Below are 19539 nucleotides of genomic sequence, written 5' to 3'. Positions count from 1 at the left end.
GGTGAGTCATATGCAATATACAATTGAAATTGATCAGGAGTTGTGTACCGGCTGCCGGCGGTGTAGTGATGTATGTCCCGTTGGCGCAATTGACGGACCGGAAGGTATGGCGGTTGACATCAACTATGACAAGTGCTGCTTTTGTGGTCAATGCGTCCAGGTTTGCAGCGCTTACCAGGAATATAAATCGGAAACGTCTGCTCCCCGGGAAGCAAAGCTAACAGACCGCGGTTTACTGGAAAGTGTTAAGGAGCCACTGTTTGCTGCCCATAATATGGGGCATGCCAAGAAGGTATGGGAGGCGCTTAAAAATCCCGCTGTGGTCACTATGGTTCAGTGCGCGCCGGCCGTCAGGGTTGGTTTGGCCGAAGATTTCGGCATGGATTCAGGCGAACTGGTCGATGGTAAAATGGTTACAGCTCTAAGAAAGCTTGGCTTTAACCGCGTGTATGATACCAACTTTACTGCCGACCTGACAATCATGGAAGAAGGCAGTGAACTCATTAAACGAATTCAGGACAATGGTGTTTTGCCTATGTTCACTTCCTGCTGTCCGGCGTGGGTTAAATTTGTAGAACAGGAGCACTATGATCTTCAGGCCAATTTGTCTACCTGCAAATCCCCGCAGCAAATGGCCGGTGCACTCTTTAAGACCTATGGCGCCCAGGTTGACAAGACGGATCCTAAGAAAATCGTCAGTGTATCGGTTATGCCGTGCACAGCAAAAAAATTCGAAGCTTCGCGGCCGGAAATGACTGCAAGCGGCAGCCCGGACGTTGATCTTGTACTGACAACCAGAGAACTGGCCAATCTGATCAAGCATGCCGGTATTGATTTTAGAAATCTCGAACCAGGACAGCCTGACTCTGTACTGGGGGCCTATACCGGCGCCGGGCATATCTTCGGTGTTACCGGCGGCGTTATGGAAGCCGCTCTGCGTACCGGGTATGAATTAATTACCGGCAAGGCGCTTGATGATATAAATATTGTGAATGTGCGCCACAGTGAGGGCATAAAACGGGCTACTATTCAGGTTGGCGACCTGACTGTTAAAGTAGTTGTTGTTGCCGGTTTGGCTAATGCTGCGCCAATCCTGGAAGAAATTAAAAATGGTACTGCCGATTTTCATTTTGTCGAGGTTATGGCTTGTCCGCAAGGCTGTATCAGTGGCGGCGGACAACCTAAAGTTTTATTGGAAAATAAGCGCAAAGATGTATATGCCAGCCGTATGGCGTCCATGTATAAGCATGACAAGGAACTGCCGCTCAGAAAATCACATGATAACCCTGAGGTAAACAAACTGTATAAAGACTTTTTAGGTAAACCGCTGGGACATAAGTCGCATGAATTACTGCATACTCATTACATAAGGAGGGGATAACAAATGATGAATACCGCCTTTGTGATAGGCAATCCTGACCTGTGTATTGGCTGCCGTACTTGTGAGATTGCCTGTGTGTTAGCCCACACAGAAAAAAAACTGGGCACGGAAGAAATTAAGGAGGTACCGTTCGTTCCCCGCCTTACGGTGGTGAAAACCGAGGATATCAGTGTCCCCATACAGTGCCGTCAATGTGAAGACGCGCCTTGCGCCGAAGCCTGCCCGGAAAAAGCTATTGTACAGCGCGCCCAAACCATTTATGTGTTAGCTAATAAATGTGTAGGCTGCAAAAACTGTATCATGGCCTGTCCGATTGGGGCCGTGTATCTGACAAGGGTAGAGGAAAATCCCTGCCAAAAGACGGCCTATAAGTGTGATTTATGTATTGACGTAGAGGATGGGCCGCAATGTGTAAAAAAATGCCCGACCAAGGCATTATCGGTAATCCTGCCGGAAGCCATTAAAGCGAGTATAAAGGAAAGACGTGCCAACACGGTTAGAAATGCATAGCGTATTGTTGCCGGATTAAGCCTGGAAGCAAAGAAGAAAGCTGCGCCTCTGGGGAGTGACGCAGCTTTCTTAACGTAGTTTAATTATTGATTGGCGGCCAGCTTTTCGATCTTAACAGCACAAACCTTATATTCATAAGTCTTCGTTGTTTTGTCCAGGTTACTGCTGGTAAGTTCATTGGTCGGGGTAGCGAGATAATGGAAGGACATCCAGACAACTCCCGGCGGCACACGGTCTGTTACCCACGCTTTGGTCTGGACTTTGCCGCGGCGTGAGGCTACGCTGATAATTTCCTGATCCTGAATATCGAGCCGCTTGGCATCAACGGGATGAACCATAGCCTGCTCTTCGGAACGGAAGGAAGTAAGTGTTTTTGAATAACCAGGAGTAGTGATATTGTAATGGTAGAGTATCCGGCCGGTGCTTAGCAGGAACGGATACTCGGCATCCGGTTCTTCACCGGGCGGCTGATGCTCGATAGGCATAAAACGGGCAATACCGCAAGTAAATTTGCCTTTATCATGCAAGTATTGGGTGCCGGGATGGTTTTTGTCGGGAACCGGCCATTGCAGACCGCTTTCTTCAAGGCGATCAAAGGAGATACCTGCAAAAATAGGGCTAAGTGAGGCAATTTCATCCATAATCTCACTTGGATGATTATAGGACATCGGGTACCCCAGTCTGCTGGACAGTTCCGCCAGAATTTTCCAGTCGGGACGACTGTTGCCGATCGGGGATATAGCTTGCCGTACCCGTTGCACGCGGCGTTCCGTATTGGTAAAGGTGCCGTCTTTTTCGGCGAAGGAAGCCCCTGGCAGCACGACATCGGCTAATTTAGCCGTTTCGGTCAGGAATAGATTCTGGACAACAAGAAAATCCAGATGTTTAAGTGCTTTGCGCACATGATTGGCATCGCCGTCGGTCAGCACCGGATCTTCACCCATGATATACATGGCTTTCAATTCGCCGCTAATGGCTTTGTCGAACATATCGGGTATCATAAGTCCTACTTTACCGGACAGCTTTACGCCCCATGCCTTTTCAAATTTATCTTGAACCATCGGGAAATCGACTTTTTGGTAGCCTGGGTATACATTGGGCAGTGCTCCCATGTCGCAGGCTCCCTGCACGTTGTTTTGACCGCGCATCGGATTCAGACCTGCATTGGGTTTGCCAATGTTACCAGTCATTAAGGTAAGATTGGCCAAGCTCATAACATTATCTGTACCGCATACGTGTTCGGTAATCCCCAACGTGTAAAAAATCTGAGCCCGTTCAGCAGTACCATAAATTTCAGCGGCCTGCCGCAGCAGGTGTTCCGGTACGCCGGTAATATTTTCAACATATTCGGGGGTATATTTTTCCACAATCTCCGCAACTTGGTCAAAGCCGCTGGTGCATTCGTCAATAAAGCTCTTATCATGCCAGCCGGATTTGAGAATAATGTGCATAAGACCATTGATTAACGCGATATCCGTACCGGGCTTCAGGCGCAGCCACACATGCGCTTTGCCGGCCAGTTCGGTTTTACGCGGATCAGCTACCACAAGCTTGGCGCCATTGCGGAGAGCCTGGCGCATTTTTGCACCAATAACAGGATGGGCTTCTGTTGGATTGGCCCCAATAACAAACAGGACTTTACTATGAGGAATTTCATTAATAGAGTTAGTCATTGCCCCGGAACCGAATGAAGTAGCCAGACCGGCTACGGTAGGAGCGTGTCAGGTACGTGCGCAGTGATCAATATTATTGGTGCCGATCACTGCGCGCATAAATTTTTGCATTAGATAGTTATCTTCATTGACGCAACGGGCAGAACTAAGCGCTGCAAATGCGTCGGAGCCATGGGAGGCTTTTATTTCGCCAAACTTGCTGGCAATTAAGTCAAATGCTTCATCCCAGCTTGCTTCCACAAACTCGCCGTCTTTTTTGATGAGTGGAGTAGTCAGGCGCTCAGGGCTGTGAATATAATCAATGCCAAAACGTCCTTTTACACAGGTGAGACGACCATTTACCGGACTGGTTAAATTTGAGGTTACCCCAATTACTTTGTCGTCTTTGACGTTGAGGTCGAAATTACAGCCTACGCCGCAGAACGGGCAGGTTGTTTTAACTTTTTTATCAGGTAAGCCGGCATGGCGCATCGGCTTTTCCGTTAAAGCGCCTACCGGACAAGCCGATACACAGGTCCCGCAGAATAAGCAAGTGGACGAATCAACCAACGCTTCATCAAAGGCCGGAGCAACTTTGGTATCAAAACCCCGGTTTGTCCATTCCATGGTGTCGCAGCATTGAATTTCACGGCATACCCGGACACAGCGGCCACATAAAATGCATTTGTTGTTATCTCTGACAATAAATGGATTACTGTCATCGATGGCATATTTGCGCTGTTCACCGTGAAAACGGATTTCGCGTATGCCCAGAGTACTGGCGAGAGTTTGCAGCTCGCAATCTAGATTGCGCTGACAGGAAAGGCAATCTTGCGGATGGTTGGCTAGCAAAAGCTCAACAACACTTTTGCGGGCTTCCCGGATGACTGCCGAATTAGTGCGGACTATCAGTCCTTCTGTTGCCGGATAGGTACAGGCGGTAACCAGTCCTCTGGCGCCTTCGACTTCAACAACACAGACCCGGCACGCACCTTCGGGGGTTAGATCAGCAAGGTGGCACAATGTGGGAATACTGATTCCAGCCTTACTGGCTGCCTCAAGTACTGTACTTCCCTCAGCGGCTTCAATGATTTGACCGTCAATTGTTAGTCTGATCATTTCCTGGATTCACACTCCTTGTAGTAAATAATGATCTGAATACCTATATTGATATTCAATATGGTATTGCATGTAAGTTGGATTTGTATTTTAAATGATCGCTAAATTTTTATTTGCAAAAAAATTGCGATTTTTTACGGGACTGCAACAGAAAACTGCTGCTTGCTAGGAATAATATATTTTTTCTGACAGGAAGCCGGACAAAGCTTGACTTTCTTTTTACTGCGCATATTACCTCGTGTAATTTCTAAAATGCTTATTTACTGCAAGCTGCGTCCTTTTGCAGTGCGGCTGATTTGGCAGCGTTAGCATTGCGTAAATAACAGTACCAGTAGTAGGAGCCGACAAACAGCGCGCCACCGACAATATTGCCTAAGGTCACAGGTACTAAATTGCCAATGATTACCGACTCAAGATTTAACGCATCCAGTTTAACGCCCAATTTGCTGGCTTCAGCCAGAGCAGGTACCGACTTGGCTAATAAGCCGGCAGACAGATAATACATGTTGGCGATGCTATGTTCAAAGTTACTGGTAACAAACAGCATGATGGGAAAGAAAATGCCCCAAACCTTACCAACAATGTCTTTGGCCGAATAAGCCATCCAAACGGCCAGACAAACAAGCCAGTTACACATAATGCCACGGATAAAGGCCTCGTAGAAAGTCAGACTTACTTTTCCCAGCGCAATTTTAATAACATAGGCTCCGTGCAGTGAATTGTTAAGAGACCATAGATTGGATGCATACATGAAATAGACGATTAGCAAAGAACCAATCAGGTTTCCGCAATAGACCCAAAACCAGTTTTGCAGCATAGCGGCGACACTGACGCGTCTTTCCAGAACGCCAATGGTAATTAATACGTTACCAGTAAACAGTTCCGCGCCGCAGATAATTACCATCATTAGTCCTGTGGCAAATATGGCCCCGCTTAAAAAGCGGCCTAACCCAACGAGGGGTATGTCATGCGTAGCCATAGTGGAGCCCTCGGCACCGAACGCAATGTACGCACCGGCCAGCACTCCCAGCAATAACATCTTAGTTATGTCCATACTGGATTTTACACAGCCAATATCTAGTGTGTTTTGGGTAATTTCCTTAGGGGTACAGTAATTACTCATGATACATTCCTCCTTGAAAAAATTCGACGTAACCCTGTTTTTCCCTCCTTATTAGAGTTTGGTATAATAGTTTACTAAGTATATTGTAAAAACTGACCCAAAGAAGTGCTAACGCATTATTCTGAATGGCAAGAATATTATGCCGAAATGACTTGGATAATGCATGGTTGTTATAGCATGGTGTTGGTGAAATAAATCACGGTCCTGATGAATTGGATTGCTATACAGTGTAGCTGGTGAGGACAATGCAGTACAGTAAACTGCTGAAATCTTGACTTTGGTGGTTTTATCTATTACAATTATTCCAAATGTCTATTTACGAGATGGAGCGCTGGTTGAATTGAATAACTTGCAGGAGAGTCCCGGGCGGCGGAATACGATTACTCCGTTTATTCTGTCTGGCGGAAAAAGCCGGCGTATGGGTACCAACAAATCTTTTGTGCGCTTGGGTGATAAGCCTCTAATCGAGATTGTAGTGGAAAAGACGGCGGTAGCTTTTGCTGCGCGGCCTGTTATTATTACCAATCATCCTGGTGACTATGCGTATTTAGGCTGTGATATGATTGGCGATATTGTTAAAGATAAAGGTCCGCTTGGTGGAATACATTCCGGCTTGATCCACTCGCCAACTCCTTACATATTTGTTTTTGCCTGTGATATGCCGTTTATAGAAAAAAACTTTATTTACTATATGATGAACCGGTTGACTCAGGAAGACATTCTGATTCCTCATAATGGCGAAAGTGTGGAGCCTTTGCACGCCATCTATTCCAGGAACTGTTTGCCGGCTATTGAGGAACATCTGCATGAGGATCACCGTTGTGTACAGTCTTTTTTTAAAGATGTAAATGTTGCTTATGTCAGTCAGTCGGAAATGACCGAACTTAAATTATCTGATTTCTACTTTCTCAATTTAAACACGCTCGAAGATTTGGCCAAGGCTGAAAGCTATTTTAAAAGGTCCAACTAATGCTCCAAATCTTGACATCAGCTGTATCGATAGGTATAATGAAGCCACAATTATATATGCGAATAGTGAAGAATGGAAGAGTATGCTGTCGCATCTGTTTAGAGAGGGAGCCCTTGGCTGCAAGGCTTCTCAGAGCGTGAGCTGAAGGTCATCCAGGAGCTGCCCCGCTGAACTATAAGTAGGCGCGGCCGGTATGCCCCCGTTACGGCAACTGAGTGTCCGGCATGTATTATGCCGGAAAGCAAGGTGGTACCGCGGAAGTTAAGCCCTTTCGTCCTTATATGGACGAAAGGGCTTTATATATTACAGTGTAGCCAAGGAGGATTTATGGAACAAGAACAGACGAACAATATTTCAACAGTATATGACCCGCAGGCAGTCGAGGCCAAATGGTATAAATTCTGGGAGGACAACAGACTGTTTCATGCGAAGGTTGAGCAGGATAAAAAGCCGTTCAGCATTGTTATTCCGCCACCCAATGTTACCGGTCAGTTACATATGGGACATGCGCTTGACAACACGTTACAGGATATTCTTATTCGCTTTAAGCGTATGCAGGGCTATGATACACTTTGGATGCCTGGTACTGACCACGCCGGTATTGCCACGCAAATCAAAGTGGAAGAGGTGCTGGCGCAGGAAGGAAAAACCCGCTATGATCTGGGGCGTGAAACCTTCATTGACAGAGTATGGGACTGGAAAGCACAGTATGGCAACCGGATTATTAATCAGTTAAAACGTCTTGGTGCGTCCTGTGACTGGGAGCGCGAACGCTTTACCATGGATGAAGGCTGCTCACAGGCTGTGCGGGAAGTATTTGTGAGCCTGTATGAGCAAGGCCTTATTTATCAGGGCAACCGGATTACCAACTGGTGTCCGCGCTGTAATACGGCTCTTAGTGATATTGAAGTAGAGCACGAAGAAAAACCGGGTAATTTGTTTCATGTCCGCTATCCTGTGGAGGGAATGGCGGATGAATATGTAACTGTTGCCACTACACGGCCTGAAACTATCTTAGGCGATAGCGGCGTGGCTGTTCATCCGGAAGATGCCCGCTATAAGCATTTAATCGGGAAATTCTTGATTTTGCCGCTGATAGGACGTCGATTGCCGGTTGTGGCCGATGAATATGTTGATCCGTCATTCGGAACAGGGGCTGTTAAAGTAACGCCGGCACACGATCCCAATGACTTTGATATGGGGCAGAGACATCAGCTTGCTGAAATTGTTATCATGAATCCGGATGGAACCATGGCAGCCGATACTGGCAAGTATGCCGGTCTTGATCGTTATGAGTGCCGCAAGATATTGGTTAACGACTTAAAAGATCAGGGATACTTGGTCAAAATTGACGAACATACTCATTCTGTAGGCCATTGCCAACGCTGCAATACCACTGTTGAGCCACTGGTATCCAAGCAATGGTTTGTCAAAATGGAGCCCTTGGCCAAACCGGCGATAGAAGCGGTTACTTCCGGCGAAATCCAGTTCGTGCCTGAACGGTTTACAAAAATATATACCAATTGGCTGGACAATATCCGTGATTGGTGTATTTCACGCCAGATTTGGTGGGGTCACCGGATTCCTGCCTGGTATTGCCAGTGCGGGGAAGTTACCGTATCCCGGGAAGCGGTTATCGCCTGTCCCAAGTGTGGCGGCCATGTCGAACAGGATCCGGATGTGCTGGACACCTGGTTTAGTTCGGGACTGTGGCCGTTCTCGACCATGGGCTGGCCTCAGGAGACTGAAGAACTAAAACAATTTTACCCGACCAGTGTATTGGTTACCGGTTATGACATCATATTTTTCTGGGTAGCCCGGATGATTATGATGGGCCTTAAATTCCAGGGAGAAATCCCTTTCCGCCATGTATTTATTCATGGCCTGGTACGTGACAGTCAAGGTCGGAAAATGAGCAAGTCACTCGGTAATGGCATCGACCCGCTGGAGGTAATTGAAAAATACGGCGCTGATACACTGCGGTTCATGCTGGTGACAGGCAACACGCCCGGTAACGATATGCGCTTTTACTGGGAAAGGGTGGAATCCAGCCGGAATTTTGCCAATAAGATTTGGAATGCCTCCCGGTTTGTGCTTATGAATCTGGAAGGGTTCGACCCGGCGTTCACGCCGGACGAAAAAGCGTTTACCCTGGCAGACCGTTGGATATTGAGCCGCTACAATCAGACAATAGCCGAGGTTACCCGTAACCTGGAACGGTTTGAACTGGGCGAAGCCGCCCGTATGGTCTACGAGTTTATCTGGGATGAATTTTGCGATTGGTATATTGAACTGGCCAAAGGACGTCTTTATAATAAGACTGATGCTGAAAGCCGAAAAGTGGCTCAGTTTGTGCTGCGGCATGTTCTCGGTAACACGCTCAAGCTGCTGCATCCGTTTATGCCGTTTATAACCGAGGCCATCTGGCAAAGTCTGCCGCATGAAGGAATAAGCATAATGACTGCAGGCTGGCCGGCAGAGGATAATAAGTTAGCCAACCCGGACGATGAACAGCTAATGGCCGTGATTATGGAAGTAATCAAGGCGGTTCGCAATATGCGGGCTGAAGTTAATGTGCCGCCAGGCAAGAAGAGTGAGGTTATCCTTAAGATTGCCGCTAATGATCTTAAAGTACAACTGGAAGCCAATGCCGGCTATATCAAGACTTTGGCCGCGGCCGAACCCATAACCATACTTGCCGGTGCGGCAGATACTCCGGAGAATGCTATGACAGCCGTAGCCAGTGGCGTGGAGATTTACCTGCCTCTCAAGGGACTAATTGATGTCGAGAAAGAATCAGCCCGCCTGAATAAAGAGATGGATAATCTGGATAAAGAGCTTGCCCGGATTGCCGGCAAACTCAACAACCCGGGTTTTACCGCCAAAGCGCCTGCTGATGTTATTGAGAAGGAAAAAGCCAAACAAACCGAGTATTTAGAAAAGCAAGCCACTATCAAGGAGCGTCTGGTATATTTGGCAGGTTTGTAAAAAAATACGGAGGTGCAGCATATGACTTATGAACAAACATTAGCATACCTCGAAAATTTGAGTAAGTTCGGTATCAACCTTGGCATGGCCCGGATTGAGCGGCTGCTTGAGCTTATGCAACATCCGGAGCGACGTTTTAAAACCATCCATGTAACCGGTACAAATGGCAAGGGATCAACAACTGCTATGCTAGCGGCTATTCTGGCAGCCAGCGGTATAAAAACAGGCATGTATACCTCGCCTCATCTTGTCGACTATCCGGAACGGATGATAGTTAACGGTCAGGAAATAACGCAAGAGGCATTTGCCCAGGCAATCGATTATACCAGCAAGTTTGTTGACCAGATGCTGGCGGACGGTTTTGAGCAACCGACAGAGTTTGAGGTAATTACTGCTGCCGCTTTCTATTACTTTGCGGCTGTGGGAGTAGAATATGCTGTCATTGAGGTAGGTTTGGGCGGTTTGCTGGACTCTACGAACGTTATCATTCCGGAAATTTCCGCAATAACCAATGTTACTTTGGAGCATACCGATCGCTGTGGTTCTACCATTGCCGAAATTGCCCGCCATAAGGCCGGCATCATCAAAGCTGGCGTTCCGGTTGTTACGGCTGCCCAAGGCGAGGCGCTGGCGATTATTAAAGAGACTGCGGCCAGTAAAAATGCACAGGTTTATGCTAAAGAAGAACATTTTTTCAGTCAGTTTAAAGGTCTTGCCCAGGGGCAGCAACAGATTTTAGTGGATGCCGGCGAGTTGGGTAAAGTAGAAGCCGCCCTCAATCTAATTGGTTTTCATCAATTAGAGAACAGTGCGGTCGCTGTAACTGCTGCACTTATTTTGGGTAAGAAAGACAGCCGTATTACAGAGCTGGCAATTGGCAAAGCTCTGGCTGAAGTCTGCTGGCCGGGCAGGTTTGAAATAGTCCCGGGAGAACCGGTTATTATTATTGACGGGGCTCATAATCCTGATGGCGCCAGGGTACTTCGACAAAACCTCGACCAGGTATTTCCCGGGAAAGATATAACCTTTGCCTTAGGTATTTTACGCGACAAGGACGTGTCAGGAATTATTCGCGCCCTTATCCGTCAGACCGATACCGTTGTTACTGTCCAGCCACTTTCTTACCGGGCGGCAACGCCGGAGGAAGTTGCCCGGGAAATTCAGGCGCGGCGTGTGGAGGCGGCTGCCACAATCGGCAGCGGGATAGAGCGGGCGAAAGAACTGGCCGGTGCTGACGGCATTGTCTGTGTGGCAGGATCGTTGTATTTAATTGGTGAAGCCCGGCAGATTATCCTGAATAAGTAGACAAATTAACTATAATTGTATATAATAAATACTGGCGCTTGGAGCATAATGCAAGCGCCAGTAATATTTTTGCTTTTTTGAAGTAAAATAGCATAGCATTTAAACATAATATTTTATAAAACCAGCAATATATGAAACCAATAAAGATTTTGAACTGAACAGGTTATCAGGTACGCTTTTACTAACACCCTGCCGGTAAAGCTTTAGTGGATACTATATTGCAAAATACCGAAAATTTTAAACCGTAGGTGAAGACGTGCATATTGCGTATTCGTTCAACAGCCAAATCCAATACCGGCTTGACTATTTAATCGAGCACTGCATTTTAGCGGTTGCATTTTTTTTACCGCTTTCGCTGGATGTTGCGACACTGTTTTTGGGAGCGGGAACTATACTGTGGGTCGGGAAAATGTTTGTGACCAAAAAACTATTGCTAAGACGAACTCCGTTTGATGCAATTATCGGACTTTTAGTTATCTTGTCGGCGGCGTCAATTGCCGGTTCGCCCGACAGAGATTTTAGTTTTTATAATTATTATCACTTAATGGGGCGCTACATATTAATTTATTATCTGGTAATCAACAATTTGACATCACTTTATCAACTGAAACGCCTGGTTTGGTCTGTCCTGACTTCGGCAATCTTCGTAACCTTGTACGGCTTTTATCAATATATTCATGGTGTGGATATATCTGCGTTTCAGTGGGTGGACGGGGAACAGTTTCCGGAGCTTAAGGTGCGGGTTTTCTCCACCTTGCAAAACCCTAATTTGTTAGCAGGTTTCCTGGTTGTTGTAATGTCTTTGGCTGTTGGTCTTGGCCTGCATACCGAAAGTACCAGGGGTAAACTATTGTTGCTTGCGCTTGTGGCAACCCTGGGTACATGCCTGGTGCTTACCTATTCCCGGGGCGCCTGGCTGAGTATTGTCGCAGTTACTGCCATTTGCGGGCATTTGTATAATCGCAAGATTTTATGGTTTTTTCTGGTGATTCCTTTAGTGCTGCTGTTTTGTCAGGATGCCGTCATGGAACGGCTGGTATCCATTCTTAATCCGACCGATACTTCCTCCACCCTCAGGATTGCACTTTGGGAAAGCACAATCGCTATGATCCTGGATAAGCCGCTATTGGGAATCGGCTGGGGCGCTTACTGGATGGTGTATCCGGAGTACGACTTTTTTCTGAATAACCCTGCGGCTACCATTGTTCATGCACATAATATGTATCTGCATATCGCGGCGGAGATCGGAGTCCCCGGACTTTTAGTCTTTCTGGGCATCATCTACGGACATACGCGGAAGGCTATGGATGTTTTAAACCGAACAAAAAACCGCTGGGTAGCCGGAATTATGCTGGGAGTTGTGGCTGCTGTTCTGGGGCTTGCCGTCAACGGCTTTACCGATTATGTCATGTTTAATGTTCAGATGTCGATGTTATTCTGGCTTTTAAACGCCGTAGTTATTGCAGTATGGAAAAATTATAGCTATTATAGTTAGCATGCGTCTTAACGGCATAAATGCTGGTGCTTAATCGCGAGTTTATATACAAAGAAAAAGTGCGGAATCCTGCAATGTTATGTAATTTCTGGTAAAATCTTAAATTTATTTACAATTGCAAAGAAGGATTTACGGTAAGCAAGGCGAATATATCAGAAATATTAGACCATTCTTGCTTCATTAAGGGGTTAATTCCCCTTAAATTTTTTGCACACAATTTTGTGAAATTTCGCACAAACTTAATTTGATGCAGGGGGTGCCGATTTGAAACTGGCTCAAATCAGAAAATTACTGGATGCCGAGGTACTCTCAGGAATGGAATGGCTTGACCGGGAAGTGAAAAGCGCTTGTGGCTCTGATCTCATGAGCGATGTCCTGGCCTTTACAAACGAGCAGGCGCTGTTGTTAACCGGTCTGACTAATATCCAGGTAATTCGCACCGCAGAAATGAGCGACCTGGCTGGAATCATGTTTGTGCGAGGTAAGCGTCCGGGTCCGGAGGTAATTGCAATGGCTAAAGAAATGGGAATCCCATTGCTTTTAACCGAGCGGCAAATGTACGAGGCATGCGGCATTTTGTACAGAGATGGGTTGGCGGGATGCTCGCCAAAGGAGGAAACCCTTTGCTGTCAAATCAAGGAATAGTATTGGATTTTATCTTGGAAGGTGCCAATTTTAACAGTGCGGGTGAAGCGTCGAGTAAAATTAAGCGCACTCTGCAGCAGCTTGGTGTGCGGCCTGACATAATCAGGCGTATCGCCATAAGCACCTATGAAGCCGAAATGAACGTAATTATTCATGCGTATCGCGGCATGCTTAAGGCTGAAATCTACTCTGACCGGACCAAAATTATTGTTGATGACGAAGGTCCGGGAATTCCCAATGTTGAACTCGCAATGAAGGAAGGCTATTCGACTGCACCTGACCACATCCGGGAGATGGGGTTTGGCGCCGGCATGGGTTTGCCGAATATGGTGCGTTGCACTGATCAATTTGACATTAAAACTAAGACCGGTATTGGCACAAAACTCAGTATGACTATTTACCACTAGTGCCTTGGCCGGATTAGATATTAGGTTTCGATGGTGTAGTTTTTTCGCAATGCCAGGCTAAGGAGCCGCACATTATCTAAGGCACTAGGCATAAAGTGTAAGATAGATGTTGTAGATTGAGTGGTGAAAGTGATGGAAGAAGAACGGTATCACTCGGTGCGTTTATTGCCGGAGCGATGTCAGGGATGTGTGAACTGTACAAAGCGGTGTCCGACAGAAGCTATACGGATTCGTGGCGGTAAGGCACAAATTACGTCTTCCCGGTGCATTGACTGCGGTGAATGTATCCGCCACTGTCCAGGCCACGCTAAATCGGCTGTGACTGATGAACTTGATGATTTAAAAAAATATAAGCACAACATTGCGCTACCGGCGCCATCGCTATATGGACAATTTAATGTAGACATTCCTGTCAGAGCTATTTTATCCGGCTTGCTAAAGCTGGGCTTTGATGAAGTTTTTGAAGTAGCTCACGGCGCTGAGATTGTTTCACTGGCAATTAGAGATTATCTTAAGCGCCCTAATATTGTTCGCCCGGCTATTTCTTCGGCATGTCCGGCTGTTGTCCGGCTGATTCAGGTTAAATTTCCTGAATTAATTGACCACCTGGTACCTTTTGATGCTCCTGTTGAAGTGGCTGCCAGGCTGGCGAGGGCTGAAGCGGAAAGCCTGCATGGCCTTAACCCTGAGGAAATCGGCATTTGGTTTATTACACCTTGCCCGGCAAAGATGACAGCTGTAAACCAGCCGCTGGGGACAGACAAATCCAGCATAACCGGTGCAATTGCCATTAGTAAGATCTACCCGGACCTGTTTAAAGTGGTGACGGCAGAAGTACAGGATGCCCGCCGCCAGGCTTCCTGGGTAGGTGTTGGCTGGGCTGTGCCCGGCGGGGAAACGTCGGCGGTCGGTGTTTCCAATATACTGGTGGTGCATGATATCCATCATGTTATCAATGTATTGGAACAAATTGCTCTGGGTAAGCTCAAAGGGGTGGATTATGTCGAAGTACTGGCCTGCGCCGGCGGTTGCATCGGCGGTGCGCTCACTGTTGAAAACCGGTATGTTGCTGAACATCGCATGAAACAACGCATTGAGAAGAAAAAGATACTTGATCCTATGCTAGGCAGATTACCCAGGACTGATTATTCCGAGTTTGAATTAGGCATTGCCGGACGGCGGGCTATAGAGCCAAAGCCGGCGCTTCGTTTGGATCCCGATATAACCAAGGCCATGTCCAAAATTGAGATGATGGATGTTACACTGAAAAATTTACCAGGACTTGATTGTGGTTCGTGCGGTTCCCCGAACTGTAAGGCTTTGGCTGAAGATATTGCCCAGGGGCGGGCCAGTATGACTGACTGCTTATTTATCTTACGCAAAAAGGTGCGGGATTTGGCTTACGAAATGGTAAATCTTGCTGATAAGCTGCCGCCGCCGCTTGATAAAGAGCAAGATAAATAATTTCATATAAAATCATAATGGGAGGAGTATATGTGACTGTTCAAGAGTTAGTGAATACATTGCCTCTAAAAGTAGTATCAGGTCAAGCCAGCCTGGGTAAAGAGATCAGTGGTGGTTATGCTTCCGATTTGCTAAGCAATGTGATGGGACAGGCGCGTGCCGGTAACATATGGGTGACCATGCAGGGACATCAGAATATTGTGGCGGTGGCCTCGCTGGCCGGATTGTCAGCCGTAATCATCGCCGGAAGTGTTGAACCTGAAAAAGATGCCGTTCGCAAAGCCGGAACTGAGGAAATTGTTGTTCTGACCACCAGCCTTACATCTTTTGAGGTAGTTGGCCGCTTATACCAGCTAGGTATAAAAGGGGAATGATGCGTCAGTTTGTGGCAGACTTGCATGTGCACACATTATTATCACCCTGTGCAGCTATCGAAATGACTCCCCGAAATATTGTCTGGCATGCCGTGCAGCATAAAGTCGATATAATTGCCATAACTGACCACAACGCCTGCGATAATGTTACTGCTGCCTTAGAAGCGGCCAAAGGTACTGACGTCACCGTATTGCTTGGAATGGAAGTTGAAAGTAAAGAGGAAGCTCATCTTATTGTTCTATTTGAAAAGATGCGGCAACTGAATGCCTGGGAGAAATTTATCCAGGAGCACATGTCCGGCCGTCTCAATGATGCTGAGCGGTTTGGCGCTCAATTTATTGTTGATGCCGATGACAACTTCGTCGCAGAAAAAAACGAACTTTTACTTGCCTCATTAACTGCCGGAGTGGCGGAAATATCTGCGGCTGTTAAGCGCCTTGACGGGATATGCATTGCCAGTCATGTAGACCGCCCGACCTACAGTATTATTTCGCAGCTTGGCTTTATCCCGCCTGATGTTGATTTGGCGGCAGTGGAGGTATCACGGCATATGCCTGTAGAGGATGCTGTACAACGTATTCCCGCTATTGGCAGCTTGCCTGTAATAACAGCCTCGGATGCCCATGTAATGGAAGACTTTGTCTACGGACCCAAAACAGTTTTTTACCTTGAACAACCTACACTAGGGGAAATCCGGCAGGCATTATTAGCACAAAACATGCGAAAGGTGGTGGTTTGACCACTATTAACTATAACGTTACCAGAATATGTGATTTTTTTTCATAAGGAGGAAGTTAACATGAACAGCGACAAGGAAACGAAATGCTGCTGCTGTGGTGGCGGTGAAGTCAACAAGCTGGCTCTGGACCGACTGGACGAAATTCTGGTCAAATACCAGGGTGTAAAAGGAGCTCTTATCCCGGTACTGCAGGAAGCGCAAAATGCTTATGGCTATCTGCCACGGGAAGTTATCCAGTGTATTGCTGAAAAGATGGCCATCCCCGTTAGCCAAATTTATGGAGTGGTAACTTTTTACGCCCAATTCCATCTCAATCCCCGCGGCAAAAACATTATCCGTGTTTGCCAAGGCACTGCCTGCCATGTGCGCGGTGCGAAAGGCATCCTCAAAGCATTGGAAGACAATTTGCAGGTTAAGGCTGGCGGCACTACTCCGGATCTGAAATTCACTTTGGAAACAGTGGCCTGTATTGGTGCCTGTGGCTTGGCTCCGGTACTGATGGTCAATGACGATACCCATGGTCGTCTGACTCCCGACATTATTACCGAGTTATTGGCAAAATACGCCTAAATTTAGACAATGCGTGAAATATCTCTTCATATACTTGACCTGGTTCAGAATTCAATTGAAGCCGGAGCGACGCAAGTTGAATTAACAATCGTTGAAGATTTAGTAAAAGATAGCATGGTTATTAGGCTTTCTGATAACGGGCGAGGTATGAATGAAAAGCTTCGCCAACTTGTGATTGACCCTTTTATTACTACCCGGACCACGCGGCGTATTGGCCTGGGATTGCCGCTGATGGACATGTCTACTAAACGCTGCGGCGGGTATTTGCGAATTGATTCGACGCCTGGCAAGGGTACTGTGGTTGAGGCAATGTATCAGCACAGCCACTTTGATAGACCGCCAATGGGGAATCTGGTAGAAACAATTAAGAGTATACTTGTTGCTAACCCGGACTTGCTCTTTTTATATAATCATACCGTTAACAACAGAAGTATTTCGGTTTCTTCCCAGGAGCTAGCCAATATATTGGATGGTATTCCGTTAACGCAGCCTGATGTTCTGGTCTGGCTGCATGGGTACTTATCAGATAACATAGCCAATTTGTACGGAGGTGCTGAAGATGAAAACAATTGAAGATTTGAAACGCCTGCGGGAACAACTTAAGTCTCAAAATAATCTGCGTCACGAGGGTGGCATTAAAATAATTGTCGGCATGGGTACCTGTGGCATTGCTGCCGGTGCCAGGCAAGTTATGACCGCTGTATTAGAGGAAGTCGCCAGGCTCAAGCTTGAGGACGTTAAAGTCTGTCAGACTGGTTGCATCGGTATGTGCGAAAAGGAAGTTCTGCTTGATGTTGTGCGCCCGGGTGAACCGCGCATTACTTATGGCAGAGTGACACCGGCAGATGTCCCCAAAATTATTTCCGAACATGTAATAAACGGACGGATCGTAGCAGAACTTGCTATCGGTAAAATAACTGAATAATTTTGGTAGAGTAACAGGAGGGGATATAATGGAACATATAAGAGCGCATGTGCTCATTTGCGCCGGTACCGGCTGCGTGTCTTCTGGCTCAAAAAAGGTTGAAGCCGCATTCCGGGAAGAACTGGTCAAAAAAGGGTTAGATAAAGAAGTTAAAATTATTGAGACTGGCTGTCATGGCTTTTGTGAAATGGGTCCATTGGTAATAATCTATCCTGAAGGCACTTTCTATGTTCGCGTTCAGGAAAGTGATGTACCGGAATTAGTTGAGAATCATCTTTATAAAGGACGGATTGTCGAACGCCTCTTATTTAAAGAGCCTATTACCCATGAAAAGATTCCCAGCTATAACGAAATTGACTTTTATAAGAAACAGATGCGGATGGTATTGGCCAACTGCGGACATATCAATCCGGAGGACGTTAATGAATATATTGCCGAGGGTGGTTATGAAGCCTTGGGCAAAGTGTTGACCGAAATGAAACCGGAAGATGTGGTTGAAGAAGTTAAAAAGTCCGGGCTGAGGGGCCGGGGCGGCGGCGGTTTCCCGACTGGCATGAAATGGGGATTTACCCGCAATGCTCCCGGCACGAAAAAATATGTTGTATGTAACGCCGACGAAGGTGACCCGGGCGCGTTCATGGACCGCAGCGTATTGGAAGGAGATCCTCACCGGATCATTGAAGGTATGGCTACCTGCGGCTATGCTATCGGCGCTGACGAAGGCTATGTATATGTGCGGGCTGAATACCCGCTGGCTATAAAACGTCTGAGAATTGCTATTCAGCAGGCTGAAGAACTGGGACTCCTGGGTGAAAACATCTTAGGGACAGGTTTCAAATTCAAACTGAAAATTAAAGAAGGAGCTGGCGCCTTTGTATGCGGCGAAGAAACTGCGCTCTTAGCCTCAATTGAGGGAAAACGCGGTATGCCGCGTCCGCGGCCGCCGTTCCCGGCTATCTCCGGTCTATGGGGTAAGCCTACCAATATTAACAATGTCGAGACGTTTGCCAACGTTCCGCAAATCATCACCAAAGGTTCTGAATGGTATGCCTCCATTGGTACCGAACGCAGTAAAGGCACCAAGGTATTCGCCCTTACCGGTCGTATTAATAATACCGGTTTGGCCGAAGTACCCATGGGTATCCCCATGCGGGAAATTATTTTTGAAATTGGCGGCGGTATTCAAGGCGGCAAAAAATTTAAAGCCGTACAGATCGGCGGGCCGTCCGGTGGCTGTCTGCCGGAGCACTTGCTGGATTTGCCAGTAGATTATGATTCGCTGATTCAAGCAGGCGCTATGATGGGCTCGGGTGGTCTGGTTGTTATGGACGAGACCACTTGCATGGTTGACGTTGCTAAATTCTTCCTCAACTTTACCCAAGCCGAATCCTGCGGTAAATGTACGCCCTGCCGCGAAGGCACTAAGCGTATGCTGGAAATTCTTACCCGGATTACCGAGGGGCAAGGCCGTGAAGGCGATATTGCACTCTTGGAATCCATGGCTAAAAATATTAAGACTACGGCTCTGTGCGGCTTAGGGCAAACTGCTCCGAATCCGGTATTGTCTACACTGCATTATTTCCGGTCCGAATATGAGGCCCATATTAAAGAAAAACGTTGTCCGGCCGGAGCTTGCACCAATCTCTTGCAGTACAGCATCACCGAAACCTGCAAAGGCTGCGGTCTGTGTAAAAAGGCATGCCCGGTTGAGGCAATCAGCGGCCAGGTTAAAGCAATACATGAAATTGACGTCAATAAGTGTATCAAATGCGGCGCCTGCTTCGACAAGTGTCCGTTCAAATCGATTATTAAAGCGTAAGCTTGCCGTTCAACTGTTAAAAGTACTGAGAATGATTGGGTAAAGAGAGGGT

17 protein-coding genes and 1 other annotated feature are annotated in these 19539 nt (G+C 46.9%); of the genes, 15 read left to right on the top strand and 2 right to left on the bottom strand.

What is annotated here, in order from left to right; genetic code table 11:
- Positions 1 to 10 precede the first annotated feature (10 nt).
- On the top strand, positions 11 to 1381 hold the full coding sequence (locus SATMO3_RS20410) for a [FeFe] hydrogenase, group A (protein ID WP_371371578.1): 1371 nt from the start codon (positions 11 to 13) through the stop codon (positions 1379 to 1381).
- Between the two features lie 3 nt (positions 1382 to 1384).
- Positions 1385 to 1891 carry a 4Fe-4S dicluster domain-containing protein gene (locus SATMO3_RS20405; RefSeq protein WP_371371577.1) on the top strand — a complete coding sequence of 169 codons (507 nt, stop codon included), beginning with the start codon at positions 1385 to 1387 and terminating at the stop codon, positions 1889 to 1891.
- An 83-nt stretch (positions 1892 to 1974) separates the two neighbouring features.
- On the opposite strand, the gene fdhF is transcribed toward SATMO3_RS20405, so the two are convergent.
- Positions 1975 to 4662, bottom strand: a complete 2688-nt coding sequence (fdhF, locus tag SATMO3_RS20400) for a formate dehydrogenase subunit alpha (protein WP_371371575.1) — start codon at positions 4660 to 4662, stop codon at positions 1975 to 1977.
- A gap of 256 nt (positions 4663 to 4918) precedes the next feature.
- Complete coding sequence (locus SATMO3_RS20395; RefSeq protein ID WP_371371574.1) at positions 4919 to 5785, bottom strand: formate/nitrite transporter family protein; 867 nt, start codon at positions 5783 to 5785, stop codon at positions 4919 to 4921.
- A gap of 340 nt (positions 5786 to 6125) precedes the next feature.
- On the opposite strand from SATMO3_RS20395, the gene SATMO3_RS20390 reads away from it, so the two are divergent.
- The 13 genes from SATMO3_RS20390 to nuoF all read left to right on the top strand — a co-directional run bounded on the left by SATMO3_RS20390 (position 6126) and on the right by nuoF (position 19487).
- On the top strand, positions 6126 to 6755 hold the full coding sequence (locus SATMO3_RS20390; protein ID WP_371371573.1) for a molybdenum cofactor guanylyltransferase: 630 nt from the start codon (positions 6126 to 6128) through the stop codon (positions 6753 to 6755).
- Positions 6756 to 6814: 59 nt separating this feature from the next.
- Positions 6815 to 7037, top strand: a binding site (T-box leader).
- Positions 7038 to 7082: 45 nt separating this feature from the next.
- The gene (locus SATMO3_RS20385) at positions 7083 to 9743 is read left to right on the top strand and encodes a valine--tRNA ligase (protein WP_371371572.1); all 2661 of its coding nucleotides are present in this window, start codon (positions 7083 to 7085) and stop codon (positions 9741 to 9743) included.
- A 21-nt stretch (positions 9744 to 9764) separates the two neighbouring features.
- Positions 9765 to 11048, top strand: a complete 1284-nt coding sequence (locus tag SATMO3_RS20380; protein ID WP_371371571.1) for a folylpolyglutamate synthase/dihydrofolate synthase family protein — start codon at positions 9765 to 9767, stop codon at positions 11046 to 11048.
- 256 nt (positions 11049 to 11304) lie between these two features.
- A complete protein-coding gene (locus SATMO3_RS20375; RefSeq protein ID WP_371371570.1) occupies positions 11305 to 12543 on the top strand; it encodes an O-antigen ligase family protein in 1239 nt (412 codons plus the stop codon).
- Between the two features lie 264 nt (positions 12544 to 12807).
- The gene (locus SATMO3_RS20370) at positions 12808 to 13188 is read left to right on the top strand and encodes a DRTGG domain-containing protein (RefSeq protein ID WP_371371569.1); all 381 of its coding nucleotides are present in this window, start codon (positions 12808 to 12810) and stop codon (positions 13186 to 13188) included.
- Positions 13167 to 13595: an ATP-binding protein gene (locus tag SATMO3_RS20365; protein WP_371371568.1), complete on the top strand. Its 429-nt coding sequence runs from the start codon at positions 13167 to 13169 to the stop codon at positions 13593 to 13595. Before SATMO3_RS20370 ends, SATMO3_RS20365 begins: the two co-directional genes overlap by 22 nt.
- Before the next feature lie 132 nt (positions 13596 to 13727).
- On the top strand, positions 13728 to 15059 hold the full coding sequence (locus SATMO3_RS20360; protein ID WP_371371567.1) for a [Fe-Fe] hydrogenase large subunit C-terminal domain-containing protein: 1332 nt from the start codon (positions 13728 to 13730) through the stop codon (positions 15057 to 15059).
- Positions 15060 to 15091: 32 nt separating this feature from the next.
- Complete coding sequence (locus SATMO3_RS20355; protein ID WP_371371566.1) at positions 15092 to 15433, top strand: DRTGG domain-containing protein; 342 nt, start codon at positions 15092 to 15094, stop codon at positions 15431 to 15433.
- Positions 15430 to 16173: a PHP domain-containing protein gene (locus tag SATMO3_RS20350; protein ID WP_371371565.1), complete on the top strand. Its 744-nt coding sequence runs from the start codon at positions 15430 to 15432 to the stop codon at positions 16171 to 16173. Before SATMO3_RS20355 ends, SATMO3_RS20350 begins: the two co-directional genes overlap by 4 nt.
- 60 nt (positions 16174 to 16233) lie before the next feature.
- Positions 16234 to 16743, top strand: coding sequence for an NADH-quinone oxidoreductase subunit NuoE (gene nuoE / locus SATMO3_RS20345; protein WP_371371564.1), 510 nt, complete (start codon positions 16234 to 16236; stop codon positions 16741 to 16743).
- Positions 16744 to 16752: 9 nt separating this feature from the next.
- On the top strand, positions 16753 to 17316 hold the full coding sequence (locus SATMO3_RS20340) for an ATP-binding protein (protein ID WP_371371563.1): 564 nt from the start codon (positions 16753 to 16755) through the stop codon (positions 17314 to 17316).
- Positions 17303 to 17668 carry a ferredoxin gene (locus SATMO3_RS20335; RefSeq protein ID WP_371371562.1) on the top strand — a complete coding sequence of 122 codons (366 nt, stop codon included), beginning with the start codon at positions 17303 to 17305 and terminating at the stop codon, positions 17666 to 17668. The genes SATMO3_RS20340 and SATMO3_RS20335 overlap by 14 nt, the downstream gene beginning before the upstream one ends.
- 28 nt (positions 17669 to 17696) lie before the next feature.
- The gene (nuoF, locus tag SATMO3_RS20330; RefSeq protein WP_371371561.1) at positions 17697 to 19487 is read left to right on the top strand and encodes an NADH-quinone oxidoreductase subunit NuoF; all 1791 of its coding nucleotides are present in this window, start codon (positions 17697 to 17699) and stop codon (positions 19485 to 19487) included.
- Positions 19488 to 19539 lie beyond the last annotated feature (52 nt).

It is taken from the genome of Sporomusa aerivorans, from assembly GCF_041428895.1.
Taxonomy (GTDB): Bacteria; Bacillota; Negativicutes; order Sporomusales; family Sporomusaceae; genus Sporomusa; species Sporomusa aerivorans.
Note: the sequence above shows the minus strand (reverse complement) of the source record. Positions and strands in the feature narration are given on the sequence as shown.